This is a genomic window from Streptomyces sp. NBC_00016, assembly GCF_045040885.1.
Classification (GTDB): Bacteria; Actinomycetota; Actinomycetes; order Streptomycetales; family Streptomycetaceae; genus Streptomyces; species Streptomyces coriariae.
The window spans coordinates 7957653-7978829 of the sequence record NZ_CP108304.1 but is presented as its reverse complement, the minus strand read 5'-3'; the positions used below and the strand labels follow the sequence as shown (position 1 = coordinate 7978829).

Below are 21177 nucleotides of genomic sequence, written 5' to 3'. Positions count from 1 at the left end.
GACGAAACTGTGGACGATGCCCAGGGGCGCTGAAGCCCCTCGGAGGCATCATGTGGAGGAGGCGCTGTGAGCAGCGACCCGTGGGGCCGCGTCGACGAGACGGGGACCGTGTACGTGCGTACGGCCGACGGCGAGCAGGTGGTCGGTTCCTGGCAGGCAGGCTCCCCCGAGGAGGCGCTGGCCTATTTCGAGCGCAAGTACGAGGGCCTGGTTGTCGAGATCGGCCTCCTCGAGAAGCGAGTGAAGACCACCGATCTGTCGACGAAGGACGCCCAGGTCGCGATCGACCACATCCGCGAACAGGTCGACGCGCACCACGCGGTCGGTGATCTCCAGGCACTGCGGGACCGGCTGGACAAGCTGGTGACGACCGTCGAGTCGCGGCGCGAGGAGCGCAAGCAGCAGCGGGCCAAGCAGTCCGACGAGGCCCGCAAGGCCAAGGAGGACCTCGTCACCGAGGCGGAGCAGCTGGCGCAGTCCGACCAGTGGCGGGCCGCCGGCGAGCGGCTGCGGTCGCTGGTGGACACCTGGAAGGGCCTGCCGCGTCTCGACCGCAAGTCGGACGACGAGCTGTGGCACCGGTTCTCGCACGCGCGCTCGGCGTTCTCCAAGCGCCGCAAGGCGCACTTCGCGCAGCTGGACGCGCAGCGCGAGGAGGCCCGCCGGACCAAGGAACGGCTGGTCTCCGAGGCCGAGGCACTGTCCGGTTCGTCGGACTGGGGTCCGACGGCGGCCCGCTACCGCGAGCTGATGGCGGAGTGGAAGGCGGCGGGCCGCGCCCAGCGCGAGCACGAGGACGACCTCTGGAACCGCTTCCGCGGCGCCCAGGACGTCTTCTTCGCCGCCCGCAGCTCGGTGTTCGCCGAGCGGGACGCGGAGCAGACGGAGAACCTCAAGCTCAAGGAGGAGCTGGCCGAGGAGGCCGAGAAGCTCCTGCCGATCGGCGACCTGAAGGCGGCGCGTGCCGCCTTCCGCTCGATCAACGAGCGCTGGGAGGCCATCGGCCATGTGCCGCGCGACGCCCGGCCGAAGGTCGAGGGCCGGATGCACGCCGTGGAGCGGGCGATGCAGGAGTCCGAGGAGGCCGAGTGGCGCCGGACGAACCCGGAGGCACGCGCGCGTGCCGCGGGTCTGACCGGTCAGCTCCAGGCCGCCGTGGACAAGCTGCGGACGCAGATCGACCAGGCTCGTGCCCAGGGCAACTCCGCGAGGGCCGACAAGCTGGAGCGTGAGCTGGAAGGCCGTCAGGCGCTGCTGGACCAGGCCCTGAAGGGGCTTCAGGAGTTCGGCGGCTGATCCCGGCTCCCGACCCGTCCGGTCGACGTTCGACGAAGAGGCCCCCGTACATCGCGTACGGGGGCCTCTCGTGTGCTCGGCTACGGCCTGCGCGCCGATGTCACCCGGTAGACGTCGTAGACGCCCTCCACGCCGCGTACGGCCTTCAGGACGTGCCCCAGGTGCTTGGGGTCGCCCATCTCGAAGGTGAAGCGGGAGGTGGCCACCCGGTCGCGGGAGGTCTGGACGGCCGCGGACAGGATGTTGACGTGCTGGTCGGACAGCACCCGCGTGACGTCCGAGAGGAGGCGGGACCGGTCCAGGGCCTCGACCTGGATGGCGACCAGGAAGACCGAGGACTGCGTGGGCGCCCACTCGACCTCGAGGATGCGCTCCGGCTCGCGGGAGAGTGACTCCACGTTGACGCAGTCGCTGCGGTGAACCGATACACCACTACCGCGCGTGACGAAGCCGATGATCGGGTCGCCGGGTACGGGCGTACAGCAGCGGGCCAGCTTGACCCAGACGTCGTCGACGCCCTTGACGACCACACCGGGGTCCTGGTTGCTGCGCCGCTTGCGGCCACGGCTGCGGGACGGGACCGTCTCGTCGATCTCCTCGGTGGCCGCCTCCTCGCCGCCGAGGGCCTGCACCAGCTTCTGCACGACGTTCTGCGCGGCCACATGGCCCTCGCCGATCGCCGCGTACAGCGAGGAGATGTCCGGGTAGCGCATCTCGTGCGCCAGCGTGACCAGCGAGTCACCGGTGAGGATCCGCTGGATCGGCAGGTTCTGCTTGCGCATCGCCCGCGCGATGGCGTCCTTGCCCTGCTCGATGGCCTCGTCGCGGCGCTCCTTGGAGAACCAGGCCCGGATCTTGTTGCGGGCACGCGGCGACTTCACGAAGTTCAGCCAGTCCCGGGACGGCCCGGCCCCGGCCGCCTTGGAGGTGAAGACCTCCACCAGGTCGCCGTTGTCCAGGGTCGATTCCAGCGGGACGAGGCGTCCGTTGACGCGGGCTCCTATGGTGCGGTGGCCCACCTCGGTGTGCACCGCGTACGAGAAGTCCACGGGCGTGGCGCCGGCCGGCAGCGCTATCACGTCGCCCTTCGGCGTGAAGACGAAGACCTCGTTGCGCGACAGGTCGAAGCGCAGGGACTCCAGGAACTCGCCGGGGTCCTCGGTCTCCTTCTGCCAGTCGAGCAGTTGGCGCAGCCACGCCATGTCGTTGAGGTGGTCGTCCTTGCCGGTGGTCCTCGGCTGGTCCGAGCGCACCTTGGAGGCGCCGGCGACGGCCTCCTGCTTGTACTTCCAGTGCGCGGCGATGCCGTACTCGGCGCGGCGGTGCATGTCGAACGTGCGGATCTGGAGTTCGACCGGCTTGCCGTTGGGGCCGATGACCGTCGTGTGCAGCGACTGGTACATGTTGAACTTGGGCATCGCGATGTAGTCCTTGAACCGGCCGGGGACCGGGTTCCATCGCGCGTGCACCGTGCCGAGGGCCGCGTAGCAGTCGCGGACGGTGTCCACGAGGACGCGGATGCCCACCAGGTCGTAGATCTCCGCGAAGTCACGGCCGCGGACGATCATCTTCTGGTAGACGCTGTAGTAGTGCTTCGGGCGGCCGGTGACGGTCGCCTTGATCCGGGCGGCGCGCAGGTCGGCCTGGACCTCGTCGGTCACTATGGCCAGATACTCGTCACGCTTCGGTGCCCGCTCGGCCACCAGCCGTACGATCTCGTCGTACATCTTGGGGTAGAGGATCGCGAAGGCGAGGTCCTCCAGCTCCCACTTGATGGTGTTCATGCCCAGGCGATGGGCGAGCGGCGCGTAGATCTCGAGGGTCTCGCGCGCCTTCTTCTCCTGCTTCTCGCGCTTGAGGTAACGCATGGTGCGCATGTTGTGCAGCCGGTCGGCGAGCTTGATGACCAGGACGCGCGGGTCCTTGGCCATGGCGACGACCATCTTGCGCACGGTCTCGGCCTGCGCGGCCTCGCCGAACTTGACCTTGTCCAGCTTGGTGACGCCGTCGACGAGCAGGGCGACCTGGTCGCCGAAGTCGCGGCGCAGGTCCTCCAGGCCGTACTCGGTGTCCTCGACGGTGTCGTGCAGCAGGCCCGCCATGAGCGTGGCCGGATCCATGCCCAGCTCGGCGAGGATCGTGGTCACCGCGAGCGGGTGCGTGATGTACGGGTCGCCGCTCTTGCGCTTCTGACCGCGGTGCCAGCGCTCGGCGACCTGGTAGGACTTCTCGATCTGGCGCAGCGTCGCCGTCTCGATCTTGGGGTCGTTGCTGCGCACTATCCGCAGCAGCGGTTCCAGGACCGGGTTGTACGGGTTCTGGCGCTGGACGCCGAGCCGGGCGAGGCGGGCGCGGACGCGGTTGGAGGAGCCGGAACGCGCCGAAGGCTGCGCGGCGGCCGGCCGGCCGGCGGGCACCACCGAGGAGCCGTCGGGCTGGGCCGGCTTGGGCCGGGGCTGCTCGGCCGGCTTGTCGACCGGCGCGGACCGGTCGTGCTCGACCGCCCCACGGCCGTCGTCCTTCGCCTGCGACGCGGGCGTGGCCGCGGGACCCGAGGCGGACTCGGGCTTGGCGGCGGTCAGGTGCTGGGCCTCGTCTGGCAAGAGGACTCCTCGTGCGCGATCCGGGTCCCCGGTCAGGCTCCGGAGCACCCATCGTAGCGATCCTGAGCTCCAGGATCGCCTTCAGGCCGATGTGAGGGCCGTCTACCGGAGAAACACAAGGGGCGGGCTCCGGATTCCTCCGGGCCCGCCCCCTTGGCGTACGACGGTTCTGGGACCGCGCTCAGATCGTGAGCAGCGACTCCAGGGGCGCTCCGCCGAGGGCCGCCTCCAGGCGGGGACGGCCGTCGAGGAAGCCCAGCTCCATCAGGACGGCGACGCCCGCGACCTGGGCGCCCGCCCGGTGGATGAGCTGGATCGACGCCTCGGCGGTGCCGCCGGTGGCGAGGACGTCGTCGACGATCAGCACTCGGTCGTCGGCGGACAGGTCCTCGGCGTGCACCTCGATCTCGGCCGAGCCGTACTCCAGGTCGTAGGCCTGGCCGAGGGTGGCTCCGGGGAGCTTGCCGGCCTTGCGTACGGGGATGAAGCCGAGGCCGGCCCGGACGGCGACCGGGGCGCCCAGGATGAAGCCCCGGGCCTCCAGGCCGACGACCTTGGTGGCGCCGGTGCGCTCCGCGATCCCGGCGAACGCGTCGGTGAGCGCGGTGAACGCCACCGGGTCCGCCAGGAGCGGGGTGATGTCCTTGAACATCACGCCCGGCTCCGGGTAGTCGGCCACGTCACGGATGCGGCTGTGGAGCAGCGCCGTGATGTCGGTGAGCTCCGTCATCGGCGCTTCCCCGACGGACGGCCACGGCCCCGGCCCCGGGACGCGGGCTGGTTGCGCGGGCCGACGACCGCGGCTTCGGCGTCCTCCGGCTCGTCGCCGTAGGTGTCGTCGCCGCGGTGCTGTGCGGGCGCCTCCTCGGCCGACGCCTGGGCGCGCTTGGCCAGGACACGCTTCTTCAGCGCCTTGATCTGCGGCTCGAGCTCCTTGAGGTCGGCGACGAGCGGCGTGGCGATGAAGATCGAGGAGTACGCGCCGGCGGCGAGGCCGACGAACAGCGACAGCGAGATGTCGTTGAGCGTGCCCGCGCCGAGGAAGCCGCCGCCGATGAACAGCAGTCCCGCCACCGGCAGCAGCGCGACGACCGTGGTGTTGATGGAACGGACCAGGGTGCCGTTGATCGACCGGTTGGCGATCTCGCTGTAGGTGAAGCGGGTCTGCTTGGTGAGGTCCTTCGTCTGTTCCTTGAGGGAGTCGAAGACGACGACCGTGTCGTACAGCGAGTAACCGAGGATCGTCAGCAGACCGATCACCGTGCCGGGCGTCACCTCGAAGCCGACGAGGGCGTAGATGCCGACCGTGATGGTGATGTCGTGGATCAGGGCGACGAGGGCCGCGATGGCCATGCGCCACTCGAAGGCGATCGCCAGATAGATCACGACCAGGACCATGAAGATCGCCAGGCCCTGCCAGGCCTTGCTGGCGATCTGGTCGCCCCAGCTGGGACCGACCAGCTCGGCGGTGATCGTCTCCGGGTCGACCTTGAAGTCCTTGGCCAGGTCGGTCTTGATCTCGTTGGACTGCTTGATGTCCATGCCGGCGATCTGGATGCGCAGCGTGCCGTTGCCCAGCTTCTGCACGACCGCGTCGTGGCCCGATGCCGACTTCGCGTACTCCTCGGCCTGGGAGACGGAGACGCTCGTCTTCTCGGTGTTGAAGACGGCGCCGCCCTGGAAGTCGATGCCCATGTTCAGACCGCGCACCGCCAGGCCGACGATGGCCGTGATGGTGATCAGGATCGAGATGCTGTACCAGAGCTTGCGGTGGCCGATGAAGTCGTAGCTGATCTCGCCACGATGCAGCCGGGCGCCGAGGTTACCGAGTTTCGACATCGCTCAGGCCTCCTTCGTCTCGACGGGGCCGGCGGCAGGACCGCCGGGACGGCGGGTGCGGCGCAGCGGCGGCTGGGCACCCAGGCTCTTCGGGTCGAGGCCGGACCACTTGTGGCCGCTCGCGAAGAACTTCCGCCGAGCGATGAGCGTCATCAGCGGCTTGGTGAAGAAGAAGACCACGACCACGTCCAGGACGGTGGTCAGGCCCAGTGTGAACGCGAAGCCCTGGACCTTGCCGACCGTGACAATGAAGAGCACCGCGGCGGCGAGGAACGACACGAAGTCGGAGACCAGGATGGTGCGCCGGGCACGCGGCCAGGCCCGCTCGACGGCGGGGCGCAGGGTACGGCCCTCGCGGATCTCGTCCCGGACGCGTTCGAAGTACACGATGAACGAGTCCGCCGTGATGCCGATGGCAACGATGGCGCCACAGACGGCGGGCAGGTTCAGCGCGAAGCCGATGGCCGGGCCGAGCAGCGCCATGAGCACGTAGGTGAGGGCCGCGGAGACCAGCAGCGACGCGAGCGCGATGAGCGCCAGGCCGCGGTAGTAGGCCACCAGGTAGATCACGACCAGCAGGAGGCCGATGGCGCCGGCCAGCAGACCGGCGTGCAGCTGGTCACCGCCGAGCGCCGCCGTCACCGTGGTCACGCTCTGCTCCTGGAAGGAGAGCGGGAGCGCACCGTAGGACAGCATGTTGGCGAGGCCCTGGGCCTCCTCCTGCGTGAAGCTGCCCGAGATCTGGGCCTGGCCGCCGGTGATGGACGAGCTCACGTACGGGCTGGAGACGACGTTGCCGTCGAGCACGATGCCGAACTCGTTCTGCGGCTGGGTGTTCTGCGCGAGCTGGCCGGTGATCGTGGCGAACTTCTTGGCGCCGGACTTGTTGAAGTCCATGGTGACCTGCCAGCCGGCGGCGGTCTGCGTGTCGTAGACGGCCTGGGCCTTGTCGACCTCGGTGCCGTCGACGGCGGCCGGGCCGAGCAGGTACTTGTACCAGACCTTGTCGATCTCACCGCAGGCCACGGTCGTGTCCTCGGGCTTGACGCCTTCGCCGGTCTTGGCCCGGACCGACTCCTTGGAGCAGTCCAGTGCGGCGTACTTGGCCTGGAGCGCGGCGTCGTCCGCGGTGACGGCGGCGCCGCTGCTCGCGGAGGCCGACGGGCTGGCGGAGGAGCTCGCCTTGGCACTGGCGGAGGCCGACGGGGTCGAGTCGGCCTTCAGCGCGTCGGTGACGGCGCGGCCCTGCGAGGTGGCGGAGGCCGACGGGGAGGACGAGGAGGTCGCCTTCTCACCCGTGCCGGAGGCGCTCGCCGAGGGGCTCGGAGAGGCACTGGAGGAGCCGCTCGGGGACGCGCTCGGCGAGGCGGCGGCGGAGCCGGTGGCCTCCTGGGCCAAGACCGGACGGAAGTACAGCTTGGCGGTGGTGCCGACCTGCTCCCGGGCCTTCTCCGAGTTGGTGCCCTTGGGGATGTTCACGATGATGTTGCGACTGCCCTGGGTCTGCACCTCCGCCTCGGAGACGCCCAGCCCGTTGACACGACGGTTCATGATCTCGACCGCGGTGTCCATGTTGGCCTTGTTGATCGCTGATCCCTGGTCCGACTTCGCCTCCAGCGTGATGCTGGTACCGCCGGCAAGGTCGATGCCGAGACGCGGAGTGGTGTGACCGGAGGCGAACATGCCTGCGGTGAGCCCCACGATGGCGATCAGGATCAGGGCCAGCGAGCGCCCTGGCTTGCTCTGGGCACTCGCGCTCCGGCCCTTCTTAGGTGCTGCCACCTTCTCGTACTCCCTCTCGGGCCACCTCGCGCCGGGTCAGCGCGGCGGCGGCCATGACATGGTGTCGGGATCCCCTGGCGAGATGCGCGCGCCCCGGCGCGGACGGGTGGTACCCGCGCACGCCGGGGACGGGGCTACTTCTTCGCGTCGGAGTCGCCGTCGGTCTTCTTCGGCTCTTCGGCGGCCTCGGCCGGCTCGGCGTCGGCGGCCTTCTCCTGCACCTCGTCGGTCGCGTCCTTCTTGCCGAGGTCGACGGCCTTGTCGTCGGAGGCGGCGGCAGCGTCGTCGACGGAGTCGTCGGTCTCGGTGGACTCGGTGAGGGAGGAGGCGTCGTCCGGGACGACGTCGGAGTCGGACTTCAGGTCGTGCTCGATGCCGTGGACGATGCGGTTGTACTCGTCGTCGGTCAGGACGGCACCGATGGAGTTCTTCGCGAAGAGCAGGTCGACGCCCGGACCGGCGTCGAGGAGGACCGTGTCCTCGTTGACCTCCTTCACCGTCGCGTACATGCCCCCGATGGTGCGGACACCACTGCCGGGCTGCATGTCGTTTCGCATGGCGGCGGCCTGCTGCTGCTTCTTCTTGGCCGACCGGGTCATCAGGAACATGGCCCCGATGAGCACGATGAACGGGAGGAGGGTCACAGGACTCACGGGACGGACTTCCTTCGGACGACCGCGATGGTGGAGCGGCCTGTTGGATGGGGGTTGTGTGCTGCCGACAACGGCGGCATCGGCGGAGTCTAAGCGAGTCCGCGCGCATGGAACAACGCTCAGCATGGCACCTGGGTTCCTGACCCGGCCAACACCTCCGCCGCAGTCCTCCGCCTCACGCCCCGAACAGGTCCTGTTGTCCACTTCCCTGAGCCGGGGTGAGGCCGAGGTGCGCCCAAGCGGCCGGGGTCGCCACCCGCCCTCGCGGGGTGCGGGCGAGCAGTCCCTCCCTCACCAGGAAGGGCTCGGCCACCTCCTCCACGGTCTCACGCTCCTCCCCCACCGCCACGGCGAGCGTGGACAGACCGACCGGGCCGCCGCCGAACAGCTTCAGCAGGGCCTCCAGGACCCCGCGGTCGAGACGGTCCAGGCCGCGGCCGTCCACCTCGTAGACCTTCAGGGCGGCCTCCGCGATCACGCGGGTGATCCTCCCGTCGGCCTTGACCTGCGCGTAGTCGCGTACGCGGCGCAGCAGGCGGTTGGCGATCCGGGGGGTTCCGCGGGAGCGGCCGGCGATCTCGGCGGCGCCGGCGGTGTCGATCTCCACGTCGAGGAGGTCAGCGGAGCGGTGGATGACGCGCTGCAGTTCGGCGGGCTCGTAGAACTCCATGTGCGCCGTGAAACCGAAGCGGTCGCGCAGCGGGGGCGGCAGCAGCCCCGCGCGCGTGGTGGCGCCGACCAGCGTGAACGGGGGCAGCTCGAGCGGGATGGCGGTGGCGCCGGGGCCCTTGCCGACGATGACGTCGACGCGGAAGTCCTCCATCGCCATGTAGAGCATCTCCTCGGCGGGCCGCGACATGCGGTGGATCTCGTCGAGGAAGAGGACCTCGCCCTCCTGGAGGGAGGAGAGGATCGCCGCGAGGTCGCCCGCGTGCTGGATGGCGGGGCCGCTGGTGATGCGGATCGGGGCGCCCATCTCGGCGGCGATGATCATCGAGAGGGTGGTCTTGCCGAGGCCCGGGGCGCCGGAGAGCAGCACATGGTCGGCGGTGGCGCCACGCGCGCGTGCGGCGCGCAGGACGAGGTCGAGCTGTTCGCGGACCTTCTCCTGGCCGATGAACTCGCCCAGGTCCTTGGGGCGCAGCGCGGCCTCGACGGCCTGGTCCTCACGGTCGGCGACAGAGCCGACCAACCGCTCCGGGGCGGTGTCTTCGGTCGTGTCGTCCCAGTTCACTGACGTCTCCTAGCGGGCGCGGTTCAGGGTCTGAAGGGCGGCCTTCAGGAGGTGGCCCACCTGGGGTGCGCCGTCCGCGGCCTCGGCCTGCGGGGTCACGGCGGCGACCGCCTCGTCGGCCTCGCGGGTCGCGTAGCCGAGGCCGATCAGGGCGGCGTGCAGCTGGTCGCGCCAGCCGCTGGTGACCGGGGCGCCGACCACGGGGGCGCCGAGCGGCTCGCCCAGGCGGTCCTTCAGTTCCAGCAACAGCTTCTGGGCGCCCTTCTTGCCGATGCCCGGCACCGCGATGAGGGCCTTCTCGTCGCCCGTGGCCACCGCGCGGCGCAGGGTGTCCGGGGCGTGCACCGCCAGCATGGCCTGGGCCAGCCGGGGGCCGACCCCGCTCGCCGTCTGGAGCAGCTCGAAGACCTGGCGCTCGTCGTCGTCCACGAAGCCGTACAGGGTCAGCGAGTCCTCCCGTACGACGAGGGAGGTGGCGAGCTTGGCCGGCCGGCCGAGCCGGAGCGTGGACAGCGTGTTCGGCGAGCACTGGATGGCCATGCCCACGCCACCCACCTCGACCACGGCGGTGTCGGGAGCGAGGGCGGCGACGGTGCCGCTGACGAAGGCGATCATGCCGTACGGCCTTTCGGAGTCGTCTGTGCGGTGGCCGTGTGCAGGGCGACGGCCCGCTGGAGCCGGTTCTGCGCGGGGCCGCGCCAGATGTGGCAGATGGCGAGCGCGAGGGCGTCGGCGGCGTCGGCGGGCTTGGGCGGCGCGTCGAGCCGCAGCAGGCGCGTGACCATCGCGCCGATCTGGGCCTTGTCCGCGCGTCCGCTGCCGGTGACGGCGGCCTTGACCTCGCTCGGGGTGTGCAGGGCGACGGGGATGCCGCGGCGGGCGGCGCAGAGCATGGCGACGGCGCTGGCCTGGGCGGTGCCCATGACCGTGCTGACGTTGTGCTGGCTGAACACCCGCTCCACGGCGACGAATTCGGGGCGGTATTCGTCGAGCCACCGCTCGATGCCCTGTTCGATGCCGACGAGGCGCTGCCCCAACTCGGCGTCCGCGGACGTGCGTACGACACCCACGCCGAGCATGGTGAGCGGCCGGCCCGCGACCCCCTCGACGACACCGACGCCGCATCGCGTCAGTCCGGGGTCCACCCCCAATACCCGCACGGGCCTTCCCCTCTTCGCGGCCGGACCGCCGCTGCGGTCCGTGGACGGTGATCTCTGACGCCCGCCAGGCTATCCGCTGCCACCGACAACGACGTCGGGCCGGTAGGACGTGTCCCACCGGCCCGACGGATCCGCTCAGCTCGCGGCGACGCTACGCGTCGACCTTCTCCATGACCTCGTCGCTGACGTCGAAGTTGGCGAAGACGTTCTGCACGTCGTCGCTGTCCTCGAGCGCGTCGATCAGCTTGAAGATCTTCCGCGCGCCGTCCTCGTCGAGCTCGACCTGCATGGTCGGGACGAAGTTGGCCTCGGCGGAGTCGTAGTCGATGCCGGCCTCCTGGAGCGCGGTGCGCACCGCGACCAGGTCGGTGGCCTCGGACAGGACCTCGAAGGTCTCACCGAGGTCGTTGACCTCTTCGGCGCCCGCGTCGAGCACGGCACCGAGGACGTCGTCCTCGGCCAGCTCACCCTTGGGGACGATGACGACGCCCTTGCGGTTGAAGAGGTACGACACCGAACCCGGGTCGGCCATGGAACCGCCGTTGCGGGTCATGGCGACGCGGACGTCGGAGGCGGCGCGGTTGCGGTTGTCGGTGAGGCACTCGATGAGCACCGCGACGCCGTTCGGGCCGTAGCCCTCGTACATGATCGTCTCGTAGTCGGCGCCACCGGCCTCGAGACCGGCGCCGCGCTTCACCGCGGAGTCGATGTTCTTGTTCGGGACCGAGCTCTTCTTGGCCTTCTGGATGGCGTCGAACAGCGTCGGGTTGCCGGACACGTCCGCGCCACCGGTACGGGCCGCGACTTCGATGTTCTTGATCATCTTCGCGAAGAGCTTGCCGCGCTTGGCGTCGATCACGGCCTTCTTGTGCTTCGTCGTAGCCCATTTAGAGTGGCCGGACATCTGCCTGTCTCCTTCGCGTAACCCAACCTGGACGAACTCCCCGGGCCTGCGGAGCCTGAGGGGACCCCCAGATCCTACAAGGACGCCGCCGCCCGGTTCGCGCGCACCATGTCGACGAACAGGGCGTGCACACGGTGGTCACCGGTCAGTTCCGGGTGGAACGAGGTGGCGAGCGCGCTGCCCTGGCGGACGGCGACGATGTGGCCCTCGTGCTCGGCCAGCACCTCGGCCTCGGCACCGACGGACTCGACCCAGGGCGCGCGGATGAACACGCCCTCCACCGGATCGCCCGCGATGCCGTTCACGTCGAGGGCGGCCTCGAAGGACTCGTTCTGCCGCCCGAACGCGTTACGGCGCACGATCATGTCGATGCCGCCGACGGTCTCCTGGCCCGAGCGCGGGTCGAGGATCTTGTCGGCGAGCAGGATCATGCCCGCGCAGGTTCCGTAGACGGGCATTCCGGCCCGCACGCGCGCGCGGAGGGGCTCCATCACGCCGAAGAGGACGGCCAGCTTGGAGATGGTGGTCGACTCACCGCCGGGGATGACGAGACCGTCGACCTCGGCGAGTTCCTCGGGGCGCCGCACCGGCCTGGCCACGGCGTCGGCCGCGGCCAGGGCGATGAGGTGCTCCCGGACGTCGCCCTGGAGTGCCAGGACACCTATGACGGGGGCTTCGTGGCTCATGGGAGTGATTACCAGCCGCGGTTGGCGTAGCGCTCGGCCTCGGGCAGGGTGTCGCAGTTGATGCCGACCATGGCCTCGCCCAGGTTGCGGGAGGCATCCGCGATGATCTTCGGGTCGTCGTAGAAGGTGGTGGCCTTCACGATGGCGGCGGCGCGCTTGGCCGGGTCGCCGGACTTGAAGATGCCGGAGCCGACGAAGACGCCCTCGGCGCCGAGCTGGCGCATCAGCGCGGCGTCGGCCGGGGTCGCGACACCACCGGCGGAGAACAGCACGACGGGGAGCTTGCCGAGCTCGGCGACCTCCTTGACCAGCTCGTACGGGGCGCGCAGGTCCTTGGCGGCGGCGTACAGCTCGTTGTTGTCGAAGCCGCGCAGCCGGGCGATCTCGTTCTTGATCTGGCGCAGGTGACGGACGGCCTCGACGACGTTGCCGGTGCCGGCCTCGCCCTTGGAGCGGATCATGGCCGCACCCTCGGCGATACGGCGCAGGGCCTCGCCCAGGTTGGTGGCGCCGCAGACGAAGGGGGTGGTGAACGCGAACTTGTCGGAGTGGTTGACCTCGTCGGCCGGGGTGAGGACCTCGGACTCGTCGATGTAGTCGACGCCGAGCGACTGCAGGACCTGGGCCTCGACGAAGTGGCCGATGCGGGACTTGGCCATCACGGGGATGGAGACCGCCTCGATGATCTCCTCGATCATGTTGGGGTCCGACATCCGGGCCACGCCGCCGTCCTTGCGGATGTCGGCCGGGACCCGCTCCAGCGCCATGACGGCCACGGCGCCGGCGTCCTCGGCGATCTTCGCCTGCTCGGCGTTGACCACGTCCATGATCACGCCGCCCTTGAGCTGCTCGGCCATACCGCGCTTCACGCGCGCGGTGCCGGTCTCGGGGGTCTGGTTTTCGGAGATCGTGCTGGACACGGGGTGACCTCACTCGTCGGAAAAGGGGGGCTTCGGCAGCAACGAGGAAACGCGAGTGGACCAGTCCACAGCAAGGGCCAATGGAAAGCCCGTGGATCCTTTTGGTGGATCATGTGGCCCGCACCGGCCCCACGGACCGACCTCGGCGGCCGGCAATCCGGGTCGCGCCGCTCTCCCTGGTCGGAGTTCTCCCAGACCAGTAAACCCGGGCCCGTCGGGCGTCAGCACCGGCACCGGCACCCATGCCTCGTCCACCTCGGTGAAGCGGGACTCGTCGAGGACCAGGGGGCCGGGGAACACGTCGTCGCGGGTCGCGGAGCCTCGGCTCAGGCCGCGCGGTCCGCGAGGGCGGGCGGCGGTTCGTCGTCCATCTCGAACGCCATCGGGAACGGGGCGTGGCCGGCCAGCCGGAACCAGCGGACCTTGCGGTGCTGGCGCAGCCTGCGGACCGCGCCCACGGCGTCGTTGTGGAAGCGGCGGGCCATGGGGACCCGGCGTGCGGCCTCGGTGAGCTCACGGGCCGCCGCGTCTCCCCCGGGCGCCTCGCGTACGACGTCCAGCTGCCGCGCGTCAGCGAAGACGGCCCGCAGGGCCTGGCTGAGGTCGCTCTCGGCGACCTCCCGCTGCTCCTCCTCGGCCTGCCGCGCCGCGTGCGCGGCCTCGTACAGGACGATCGAGGCGGCGGGGTCGAGCACCTTGGAGGTGGCCAGCTCCTGGGCCACGGACGCCCGGCGCAGCAGCTGTGCGTCCAGCGCCGCGCGGGCGGCGTCGATGCGGGCGTGCAGCCGGTCCAGCCGTCCCGCCGTCCAGCTCAGGTACAGGCCGATCGCGACGAGGACGACCAGGGTCCAGATCAGGGTTGCGGTCACGGGCGGCAAGGCTACCCGTGACCTTCACGCCGGCGGGGCGGGGTCAGTCCCGCGCCAGTCCGAGCCGGGCCCGCAGACCCGGCGATCCACGGTCGTCGTCGGCCGCCACCGCCGCCGCGCCGGCCGTCACCGTCTCGTACACCGACAGGATGTCCGCGCCGACGGTCGACCAGTCGAAGCGCCGTACGTGCGCGCTGCCCCGCTCCCGCAGCTCGCCTCTGCGCTCCGGGTCGCCCAGGAGCCGTACCGCCGCCTCGGCCAGGGCGTCCGCGTCCTCGTTGGCGAACAGCTCGCCGGCCGCTCCCTGGTCGAGGACCTGGGCGAAGGCGTCCAGGTCCGAGGCGAGCACCGGTGCCCCGGCCGACATGGCCTCGACGAGGATGATGCCGAAGCTCTCACCGCCGGTGTTGGGGGCGACGTACAGGTCGACGCTGCGCAGGAAGCGCGCCTTGTCCTCGTCGCTGATCATGCCGAGGAACTCCACGCGCGCGTGCAGCTCCTTGGGCAGGCTCTCCACCGCCTCCTTCTCGTCGCCGCGGCCGGCGACCAGCAGCCGGGCGTCCGGGCGCTCGGCGAAGATCTTCGGCAGCGCGCGCATCAGCACGGGCAGGCCCTTGCGGGGCTCGTCGATGCGCCCGACGAAGCCGATCGTGTCGCCCTGCCACTCGGGGTTGGGCTCGGCCCCGGCGAAGAAGTCGACGTCGACGCCGTTGGGGATGACGACCGCGTCCCCGCCGAGGTGCTCCACCAGCGTGCGCCGGGCGTACTCGCTGACCGCGATCCGCGCGCTGATCTTCTCCAGGGCGGCCTGGAGGATGGAGTACGCGGCGATCATGGCGCGCGAGCGCGGGTTGGACGTGTGGAAGGTGGCCACGATCGGGCCCGAGGCCGCCCAGCAGGTCAGCAGGCCGAGCGACGGCGAGGTCGGCTCGTGGATGTGGACGACGTCGAACGCGCCGTCGTGCAGCCAGCGGCGCACGCGCGCGGCGGACAGGAAACCGAAGTTGAGGCGTGCCACCGAGCCGTTGTACGGCACCGGGACGGCTCGGCCGGCCGAGACGACGTACGGCGGCAGGGGGGTGTCGTCGTCGGCCGGGGCCAGGACGGACACCTCGTGACCGAGCCGGATGAAGTACTCGGCGAGGTCGCGGATGTGGAACTGGACGCCGCCCGGCACATCCCAGGAGTACGGGCAGACGATGCCGATTCTCACGCGAGGTCCCCGTCCGACGGGCGGGGTTCCAGATCCGCGAGCCACAACCGCTGCAACATGTGCCAGTCCTCCGGGTGGTCGGCGATGCCGGTGGCGAAGGCGTCTGCCAGCGACTGTGTCATGACAGACGTCTTCTCGGCCCGCGTACCTGACTCGGGTACCTCGACCGGGGGATGCACCCGGCCCCGCATGACGGGCGTGTCGTCGTACCAGAGGGTGACGGGGAGCAGCAGCGCGCCGGTCTGCTGGGCGAGCAGGGCGGGTCCGGCGGGCATCGTGGCGGTGTCCCCGAAGAAGTCCACCTCGACCCCGGAGGCGGACAGGTCGCGCTCGGCGACCAGGCAGACCAGCCCGCCGTCGCGCAGGCGCCTCGCCAGGGTGCCGAAGGCGCTGCCGCCGCTGTGCGGCAGCACCTCCATGCCGAGGCCCTCCCGGTAGGCGACGAACCGGTCGTACAGCGTCTCCGGCCTGAGACGCTCGGCGACCGTGGTGAAGGGCGTCCGCAGCTCGGTGGTGACCCAGGCGCCGGCGAGGTCCCAGTTGGCCATGTGGGGCAGGGCCAGGATGACGCCCCGGTCGGAGGCGATCCCGTCGGTCAGGTGGTGTACGTCCTTGGCGGTGAAGCCGTTGCTGATGCGCTCGGCGCTCCAGGCCGGCAGCCGGAAGGACTCCATCCAGTACCGCAGATAGGAGCGCATCCCCGCGCGTGAGAGCTCGGCCAGGCGCTCGGGGCTCGCGCCCGGCACCACGCGCGCGTAGTTGCTCTCCAGCCGTCGCACTCCCTTGCCGCGCCGCTTCCAGGCGAGGTCGGCGACGGTGCGGCCGAGCCGTACGGCGACGGGCTCGGGGAGCTTCTTGACGGTGCTCCAGCCGAGGCCGTACAGCGCGTCGGCCAGGCGCTCCTGGGCGCTCACTTCGCGGCCTCGCTCCCCTGCGCCTCGTGTCCCTGGGACTCAGGTGTCTCCTGGCCCGCGGCGGCCTCCGCCTCGGCCGACTCGCGCCGGACCGTGACGACCCGCTGGATCAGCGTGACGAGGCTGCCGACGGCGACGATCCACAGCGCGATCGGCAGCAGCACCTGGATGCCGGGCACGCCGAACGTGTGCAGACCCGCCAGGCCGGCCGCGACCAGGGAGATCACCAGGCGCTCGGCGCGCTCCACGAGCCCGTTGACGGCGACCGGCAGACCGATCGACTCGCCCCGGGCCTTCGTGTACGACACCACCTGGCCGCTGGTCAGGCAGAAGATCGAGACGGCGCACAGGACGTTGTCGTCGCCGTTGCCCGCGTACCAGAGCGCGAAGCCGCCGAAGATCGCGCCGTCGGCGACCCGGTCGAGCGTGGAGTCCAGGAAGGCGCCCCAGCGGCTGGTCCGGCCGAGCTGGCGGGCCATGTTGCCGTCGACCAGGTCGGAGAAGACGAAGAGCGTGATCACGATCGTGCCCCAGAAGAACTCTCCCCTGGGGTAGAAGACCAGCGCGCCCGCGATCACGCCGGCCGTACCGAGGAGCGTGACCGTGTCGGGGCTCACACCCCGGCGGATGAGAAACGCGGCGAACGGTGTGAGGACACGCGTGAAGAATGCACGCGCGTACTTGTTCAGCATGGCCTTCCCGAGGGTCGGTGTCGCCGCGCGGCCCCTGCTGGCCGCCGGCTGGCCCATCGTAGCCACGCGCGCGTGTGTGCGACGGTCGGGCACCCGGACCCCCGTGTCCCGGCCCGACGGCATCCGGGTCACGGCCGCGTCGCGTCCGCCGTATGGACGCGCCGTGACGGGAGTGGAAAGCTCGAAGGACCGCGGGCGTCGCCGGAGCCGCCATCGCACGCGGGGCCGCCGTGCCCGCGCCCCCAGTGACCTCACCGTGTTCGGGAGGCAAGGAAAATGGGCGACAAGGCGAATGCACGTCCCGGAGCCGCCGGCAGGGCTACAGCGGCCGACCACCCCGCGTCCGTACGGAATGTGGTGCTGGTCGGCCACTGCGGATCGGGCAAGACGACATTGGTGGAGGCTCTCGCGCTGACGGCGGGAGCGGTGAACCGGGCGGGCCGCGTGGAGGACGGCGGCACCGTCTCCGACTACGACGAGATCGAGCACCGGCAGCAGCGCTCGGTACAGCTCTCCCTGGTGCCCGTGGAATGGGACGGCATCAAGGTCAACGTCCTCGACACCCCCGGATACGCCGACTTCGTCGGAGAACTCAGGGCCGGTCTGCGCGCCGCGGACGCGGCCCTCTTCGTCGTCTCGGCGTCGGACGGCGTGGACGGCTCGACCCGGATGGTGTGGGAGGAGTGCGCGGCCGTCGGCATGCCCCGCGCGATCGTCGTCACCCACCTGGAGGCCGCCCGCGCGGACTTCGAGGAGATGACGCGGATCTGCGCGGAGGCCTTCGGCGGCGACGACCCGGACGCGGTCCTGCCGCTCTACCTGCCGTTGCACGGGCCCGAGGGGCCCGACGGGCACGCGCCCGTGACCGGACTGACCGGGCTGCTGTCCCGGAAGCTGTTCGACTACTCCACCGGCGAACGCAAGGAGTCCGAGCCGGGCGAGGACCAGCTGCCGGACATCGAGACGGCCCGCAACCGGCTGATCGAGGGGATCATCGCCGAGAGCGAGGACGAGACCCTCATGGACCGCTATCTCGGCGGCGAGCAGATCGACGTCAAGACGCTGATCGAGGACCTGGAGCGGGCCGTCGCGCGCGGCACGTTCTTCCCCGTCCTCGCGGCCGCCCCCGCCGCCGAGGGCGCCCGGCAGGGCCTCGGCACGGTGGAGCTGCTGGAACTGGTCACCAGGGGCTTCCCGACGCCCCTGGAACGCCCGGCGCCCCGCGTGACGACGATCGACGGCGAGCCCCGCGAGCTGACCGCGTGCGATCCGGACGGACCTCTGGTCGCGGAGGTCGTGAAGACCTCGTCCGACCCCTACGTGGGCCGTGTCTCGCTGGTCCGGGTCTTCTCCGGCACCCTGCACCCCGACGAGACCGTCCATGTCTCGGGGCACGGGCTCGCCGACCGCGGCCACGAGGACCACGACGTCGACGAACGCATCGGCGCCCTGTCCGCGCCGTTCGGCAAACAGCAGCGGAACCTGACGCACTGCATCGCGGGCGACCTCGCGTGTGTGGCGAAACTCGGCCGCGCGGAGACCGGCGACACCCTGTCCGCCAAGGGCGACCCGCTCCTCATGGAGCCCTGGCAGATGCCCGACCCGCTGCTGCCCCTCGCCATCCAGGCACACAGCAAGGCCGACGAGGACAAGCTCTCGCAGGGCCTCGGCCGGCTGGTCGCCGAGGACCCGACGATGCGCCTGGAACAGAACCAGCAGACCCACCAGGTGGTCCTGTGGTGCCTGGGCGAGGCTCACTCGGACGTGGCCCTGGAGCGGCTGCGCTCCCGCTACGGGGTCCAGGTCGACGTCGTCCCGCACAAGGTCCCCCTCCGGGAGACGTTCGCCGCGAAGTCCGGCGGGCGCGGACGGCACGTCAAACAGTCCGGCGGACACGGCCAGTACGCCATCTGCGAGATCGAGGTGGAACCGCTGCCGGGCGGCACGGGCATCGAGTTCGTGGACAAGGTCGTCGGCGGCGCGGTGCCCCGGCAGTTCATCCCGTCCGTCGAGAAGGGCGTACGGGCACAGGCGGCCAAGGGGGTGGAGGCCGGGCATCCACTGGTCGACATCCGGATCACCCTGCTCGACGGCAAGGCGCACTCGGTGGACTCCTCCGACGCCGCCTTCCAGACGGCCGGCGCGCTGGCGCTGCGGGAGGCGGCGGCCGAGGCGCGGATCCATCTGCTGGAGCCGGTGGCCGAGGTGACCGTCCTGGTCGGCGACGCGTACGTGGGCTCCGTGATGAGCGATCTGTCGGGGCGGCGCGGGCGGGTGCTGGGCACCGAGCAGACCGGCGGCGGGCGCACCCTCGTCAGGGCCGAGGTGCCCGAGATCGAGATCGGCCGGTACGCGGTCGACCTGCGCTCCCTCTCCCACGGCACGGCGCGTTTCCAGCGGGCGTACGCCCGGCACGAGCCGATGCCGGCACAGGTCGCCGAGAAGGTCCGCCAACAGGCGCAGAGCGGCTGACGGTTGATGCCCGCCGGCCCTCAAGTGGCCGGCGGGGCACCGTAGTGGAACGTTTCCCTCCGATTCGGCGGGCGGCTTCGGCCGTCCGCCGACGGATGTCGCCGCCTGCGGATACGCTGATGACCTGATCAACAGGTGTGCGAAGTACGGAAGTCGGGAAAGCCGCAGAAGCGGGAGCGGCGGCGATCGGGGGCGGGAATGACCGTTGACAGCGGTTACGCGGACATCTTCGGACCACAGGTGCCGCAGACGGGGGACGGCGGGCAGACACCGACCTTCGCCCTGGCCTCGGCGGCCTACCGGGACAACCCGGTCGAGGACATCAAGAAGGCCGACAACGAGTGGCACCAGACGGCGGTCAATCCCGGCCGCAGCTGGGCCAAGATCTTCCGGCCCAACCTCGGCGAGGCGTTCTCCCAGGCGGTGATCGACCGCATGCTGGGGGTCGGCCGCAAGCCGCTCATCCAGTCCTTCGGCAGTGAGCCGCAGGCCGTCGTCGAGCACTGCCTCGCGGCCAACCGCATCCGGCGCGAGCGCGACCAGAAGCTGACCGGCGTGATGCTGCTGTGCGGTGTGCTCTTCCTGCCCGGGCTGCTGGTGTGGCTGCTGGTCTTCCAACTGCGGGCGACCATGGGGAAGCTGGACAACAAGCGGGTCTCCGGCGTCGGCACCGGTCTGCTCGTCGCGGTGGGCGCCCTCGCCGTGCTCTTCCTGGTCAAGATGCCGTTCGGCGGTCTCGTGGGCTGGTACGCGCGCGGGTGCGTCGTGGCACCCGTGGCCGGCTGGTTCCTGGCCAAGCGGATCTGCGAGAGCACCGCGACGGACCTGCGCCAGCGCTGGGACGGCCTGCTGGCCGGCAGCAGCGTCGGCGCCAAGGTCCCCGAGGCCGTGCCGACCAGCCCGAACCAGACGGCGGCCGAGCAGCTGCGCCAGTCCCTGGCCCGGCTCAGCGCCGAACAGCAGTCCAACTCGGTCTTCTACGCCGGCCCCAAGGGCATACTCGGCATGGGCACGCGCTGGGGCGCCTGGCACCTCGCCGAGGAGCTGACACCGCTCGACCCCGTGAAGGGCGTCCACGAGTTCCGCAGCTGGACGGTCGTGCGGGCCATCCACGACCAGCTGAAGCTGCTGCCCCGACAGAGCCTGAAGACCGGCGGCTTCCCGCCGCCCTCGGTCCGGCACTGGATCGTCACCCCGGTCGGTGAGAACGCCAAGGCGGTCGCCCGGCCGGAGGGCACCGACGTCGAGGCGTACCAGGTCAAGCCGAGGGCCATAGAGGACATCTGCAACAACCAGCAGTTCGGCGGCGGCGACCGGCACTACCTGGGCGTGCAGTGGCCCCTCTGGGACGGCCAGTTGATCATCACCATGCTGATCACGGTGACCGTGCTGCACGAGACGCTGCGCATCGAGGTCACCGGCCACGCCCTGGGCCCCGTGAACGGCCTGTTCACCACGAAGTCCGAGGCCCCCACCAAGGAGGTCGCCAAGAGCGTCCGGTTCTGGGAGACGCGCACGGTCAAGCTCCCGCTGGTCACCGCAGACGAGGTGGTCCGGCTGGCCGCGCGGGCGACGATCAGCTGGTATCCGCCGCTGCTGAAGTGGCTCGGCGGTTCGATCGGCCTGCCCGAGCCCTTCGGTCTGCGGCACGCCTGGGCCGACCAGCCCTGGCGGCACCGCTTCATGGCCGACGACGCGCTGCGCGCGGCCACGCCGGTGCTGCGCGTGGTGCACACCTCCGCGATCAAGGTGCTCAAGGAACACGACGTGGACATCGACAAGTTCAGCTCGCGCTCGTCGGCTCTCAGCGGTGCGGTCCAGGACGTGTCACCGCGTAAGGCCGACAGCTACGACGCGTAGGCCTCCGGCGGTCGGCCGGAATCGTGCGGGTGTCCTGGGGTGCCGGTCCCTGGTCCCTGGGGGCTGCGCCCCCAGACCCC

General features: G+C 70.7%; 18 protein-coding genes. 3 read left to right on the top strand and 15 right to left on the bottom strand.

The window, feature by feature from the left end; all coding sequences use genetic code 11:
* The first annotated feature begins 66 nt into the window (after positions 1–66).
* Positions 67–1296 (top strand): DUF349 domain-containing protein, encoded by a 1230-nt coding sequence (locus OG933_RS35345; protein ID WP_362529984.1) that lies wholly within the window; start codon positions 67–69, stop codon positions 1294–1296.
* Between the two features lie 80 nt (positions 1297–1376).
* Here the strand turns inward: OG933_RS35345 and OG933_RS35340 are convergent, their stop codons facing one another.
* From OG933_RS35340 to pgsA, 15 genes are all read right to left on the bottom strand, one after another.
* Positions 1377–3899, bottom strand: a complete 2523-nt coding sequence (locus tag OG933_RS35340) for a RelA/SpoT family protein (protein WP_362529981.1) — start codon at positions 3897–3899, stop codon at positions 1377–1379.
* Between the two features lie 181 nt (positions 3900–4080).
* Entirely contained in the window at positions 4081–4629 is a 549-nt protein-coding gene (locus tag OG933_RS35335; RefSeq protein WP_405630928.1) for an adenine phosphoribosyltransferase, read from the bottom strand.
* Positions 4626–5738: a protein translocase subunit SecF gene (gene secF, locus OG933_RS35330; protein WP_362529978.1), complete on the bottom strand. Its 1113-nt coding sequence runs from the start codon at positions 5736–5738 to the stop codon at positions 4626–4628. Before secF ends, OG933_RS35335 begins: the two co-directional genes overlap by 4 nt.
* A gap of 3 nt (positions 5739–5741) precedes the next feature.
* Positions 5742–7520 carry a protein translocase subunit SecD gene (gene secD, locus OG933_RS35325; protein WP_362529976.1) on the bottom strand — a complete coding sequence of 593 codons (1779 nt, stop codon included), beginning with the start codon at positions 7518–7520 and terminating at the stop codon, positions 5742–5744.
* Between the two features lie 134 nt (positions 7521–7654).
* Positions 7655–8173: a preprotein translocase subunit YajC gene (gene yajC, locus OG933_RS35320; protein WP_362529973.1), complete on the bottom strand. Its 519-nt coding sequence runs from the start codon at positions 8171–8173 to the stop codon at positions 7655–7657.
* Between the two features lie 175 nt (positions 8174–8348).
* Positions 8349–9407 carry a Holliday junction branch migration DNA helicase RuvB gene (gene ruvB / locus OG933_RS35315; protein WP_362529971.1) on the bottom strand — a complete coding sequence of 353 codons (1059 nt, stop codon included), beginning with the start codon at positions 9405–9407 and terminating at the stop codon, positions 8349–8351.
* Between the two features lie 9 nt (positions 9408–9416).
* Positions 9417–10022 carry a Holliday junction branch migration protein RuvA gene (gene ruvA / locus OG933_RS35310; protein ID WP_054239499.1) on the bottom strand — a complete coding sequence of 202 codons (606 nt, stop codon included), beginning with the start codon at positions 10020–10022 and terminating at the stop codon, positions 9417–9419.
* Positions 10019–10567 carry a crossover junction endodeoxyribonuclease RuvC gene (ruvC, locus tag OG933_RS35305; RefSeq protein ID WP_362529967.1) on the bottom strand — a complete coding sequence of 183 codons (549 nt, stop codon included), beginning with the start codon at positions 10565–10567 and terminating at the stop codon, positions 10019–10021. Before ruvC ends, ruvA begins: the two co-directional genes overlap by 4 nt.
* A gap of 151 nt (positions 10568–10718) precedes the next feature.
* Positions 10719–11471 (bottom strand): YebC/PmpR family DNA-binding transcriptional regulator, encoded by a 753-nt coding sequence (locus OG933_RS35300; RefSeq protein ID WP_028806682.1) that lies wholly within the window; start codon positions 11469–11471, stop codon positions 10719–10721.
* A gap of 74 nt (positions 11472–11545) precedes the next feature.
* Positions 11546–12157, bottom strand: coding sequence for a pyridoxal 5'-phosphate synthase glutaminase subunit PdxT (gene pdxT, locus OG933_RS35295; protein WP_362529964.1), 612 nt, complete (start codon positions 12155–12157; stop codon positions 11546–11548).
* Positions 12158–12165: 8 nt separating this feature from the next.
* Positions 12166–13014 carry a pyridoxal 5'-phosphate synthase lyase subunit PdxS gene (gene pdxS / locus OG933_RS35290; RefSeq protein ID WP_383478231.1) on the bottom strand — a complete coding sequence of 283 codons (849 nt, stop codon included), beginning with the start codon at positions 13012–13014 and terminating at the stop codon, positions 12166–12168.
* A 389-nt stretch (positions 13015–13403) separates the two neighbouring features.
* Complete coding sequence (locus OG933_RS35285; RefSeq protein ID WP_078615653.1) at positions 13404–13955, bottom strand: hypothetical protein; 552 nt, start codon at positions 13953–13955, stop codon at positions 13404–13406.
* 34 nt (positions 13956–13989) lie between these two features.
* The gene (locus tag OG933_RS35280; RefSeq protein WP_020128825.1) at positions 13990–15159 is read right to left on the bottom strand and encodes a glycosyltransferase family 4 protein; all 1170 of its coding nucleotides are present in this window, start codon (positions 15157–15159) and stop codon (positions 13990–13992) included.
* Positions 15156–16073, bottom strand: a complete 918-nt coding sequence (locus tag OG933_RS35275) for a phosphatidylinositol mannoside acyltransferase (RefSeq protein WP_405630923.1) — start codon at positions 16071–16073, stop codon at positions 15156–15158. Before OG933_RS35275 ends, OG933_RS35280 begins: the two co-directional genes overlap by 4 nt.
* A complete protein-coding gene (gene pgsA, locus OG933_RS35270) occupies positions 16070–16822 on the bottom strand; it encodes a phosphatidylinositol phosphate synthase (protein ID WP_362530013.1) in 753 nt (250 codons plus the stop codon). Before pgsA ends, OG933_RS35275 begins: the two co-directional genes overlap by 4 nt.
* Positions 16823–17041: 219 nt before the next feature.
* Here pgsA and OG933_RS35265 point away from each other — a divergent pair, with 219 nt between their 5' ends.
* Entirely contained in the window at positions 17042–19237 is a 2196-nt protein-coding gene (locus OG933_RS35265; protein WP_405630921.1) for an elongation factor G-like protein EF-G2, read from the top strand.
* Between the two features lie 198 nt (positions 19238–19435).
* A complete protein-coding gene (locus OG933_RS35260) occupies positions 19436–21097 on the top strand; it encodes a hypothetical protein (RefSeq protein WP_362529951.1) in 1662 nt (553 codons plus the stop codon).
* The last annotated feature ends 80 nt before the right edge of the window (positions 21098–21177 follow it).

What these genes read in the sequence shown, in the direction of transcription:
- OG933_RS35265 (WP_405630921.1), top strand. Translation starts at nt 17,042, where the DNA reads ATGGGCGACAAGGCGAATGCACGTCCCGGAGCCGCCGGCAGGGCTACA.
- OG933_RS35335 (WP_405630928.1), bottom strand. Translation starts at nt 4,629, where the DNA reads ATGACGGAGCTCACCGACATCACGGCGCTGCTCCACAGCCGCATCCGT.
- pdxT (WP_362529964.1), bottom strand. Translation starts at nt 12,157, where the DNA reads ATGAGCCACGAAGCCCCCGTCATAGGTGTCCTGGCACTCCAGGGCGAC.
- OG933_RS35260 (WP_362529951.1), top strand. Translation starts at nt 19,436, where the DNA reads ATGACCGTTGACAGCGGTTACGCGGACATCTTCGGACCACAGGTGCCG.
- pdxS (WP_383478231.1), bottom strand. Translation starts at nt 13,014, where the DNA reads ATGGCCGAGCAGCTCAAGGGCGGCGTGATCATGGACGTGGTCAACGCC.
- OG933_RS35300 (WP_028806682.1), bottom strand. Translation starts at nt 11,471, where the DNA reads ATGTCCGGCCACTCTAAATGGGCTACGACGAAGCACAAGAAGGCCGTG.
- pgsA (WP_362530013.1), bottom strand. Translation starts at nt 16,822, where the DNA reads ATGGGCCAGCCGGCGGCCAGCAGGGGCCGCGCGGCGACACCGACCCTC.
- secF (WP_362529978.1), bottom strand. Translation starts at nt 5,738, where the DNA reads ATGTCGAAACTCGGTAACCTCGGCGCCCGGCTGCATCGTGGCGAGATC.
- ruvA (WP_054239499.1), bottom strand. Translation starts at nt 10,022, where the DNA reads ATGATCGCCTTCGTCAGCGGCACCGTCGCCGCCCTCGCTCCCGACACC.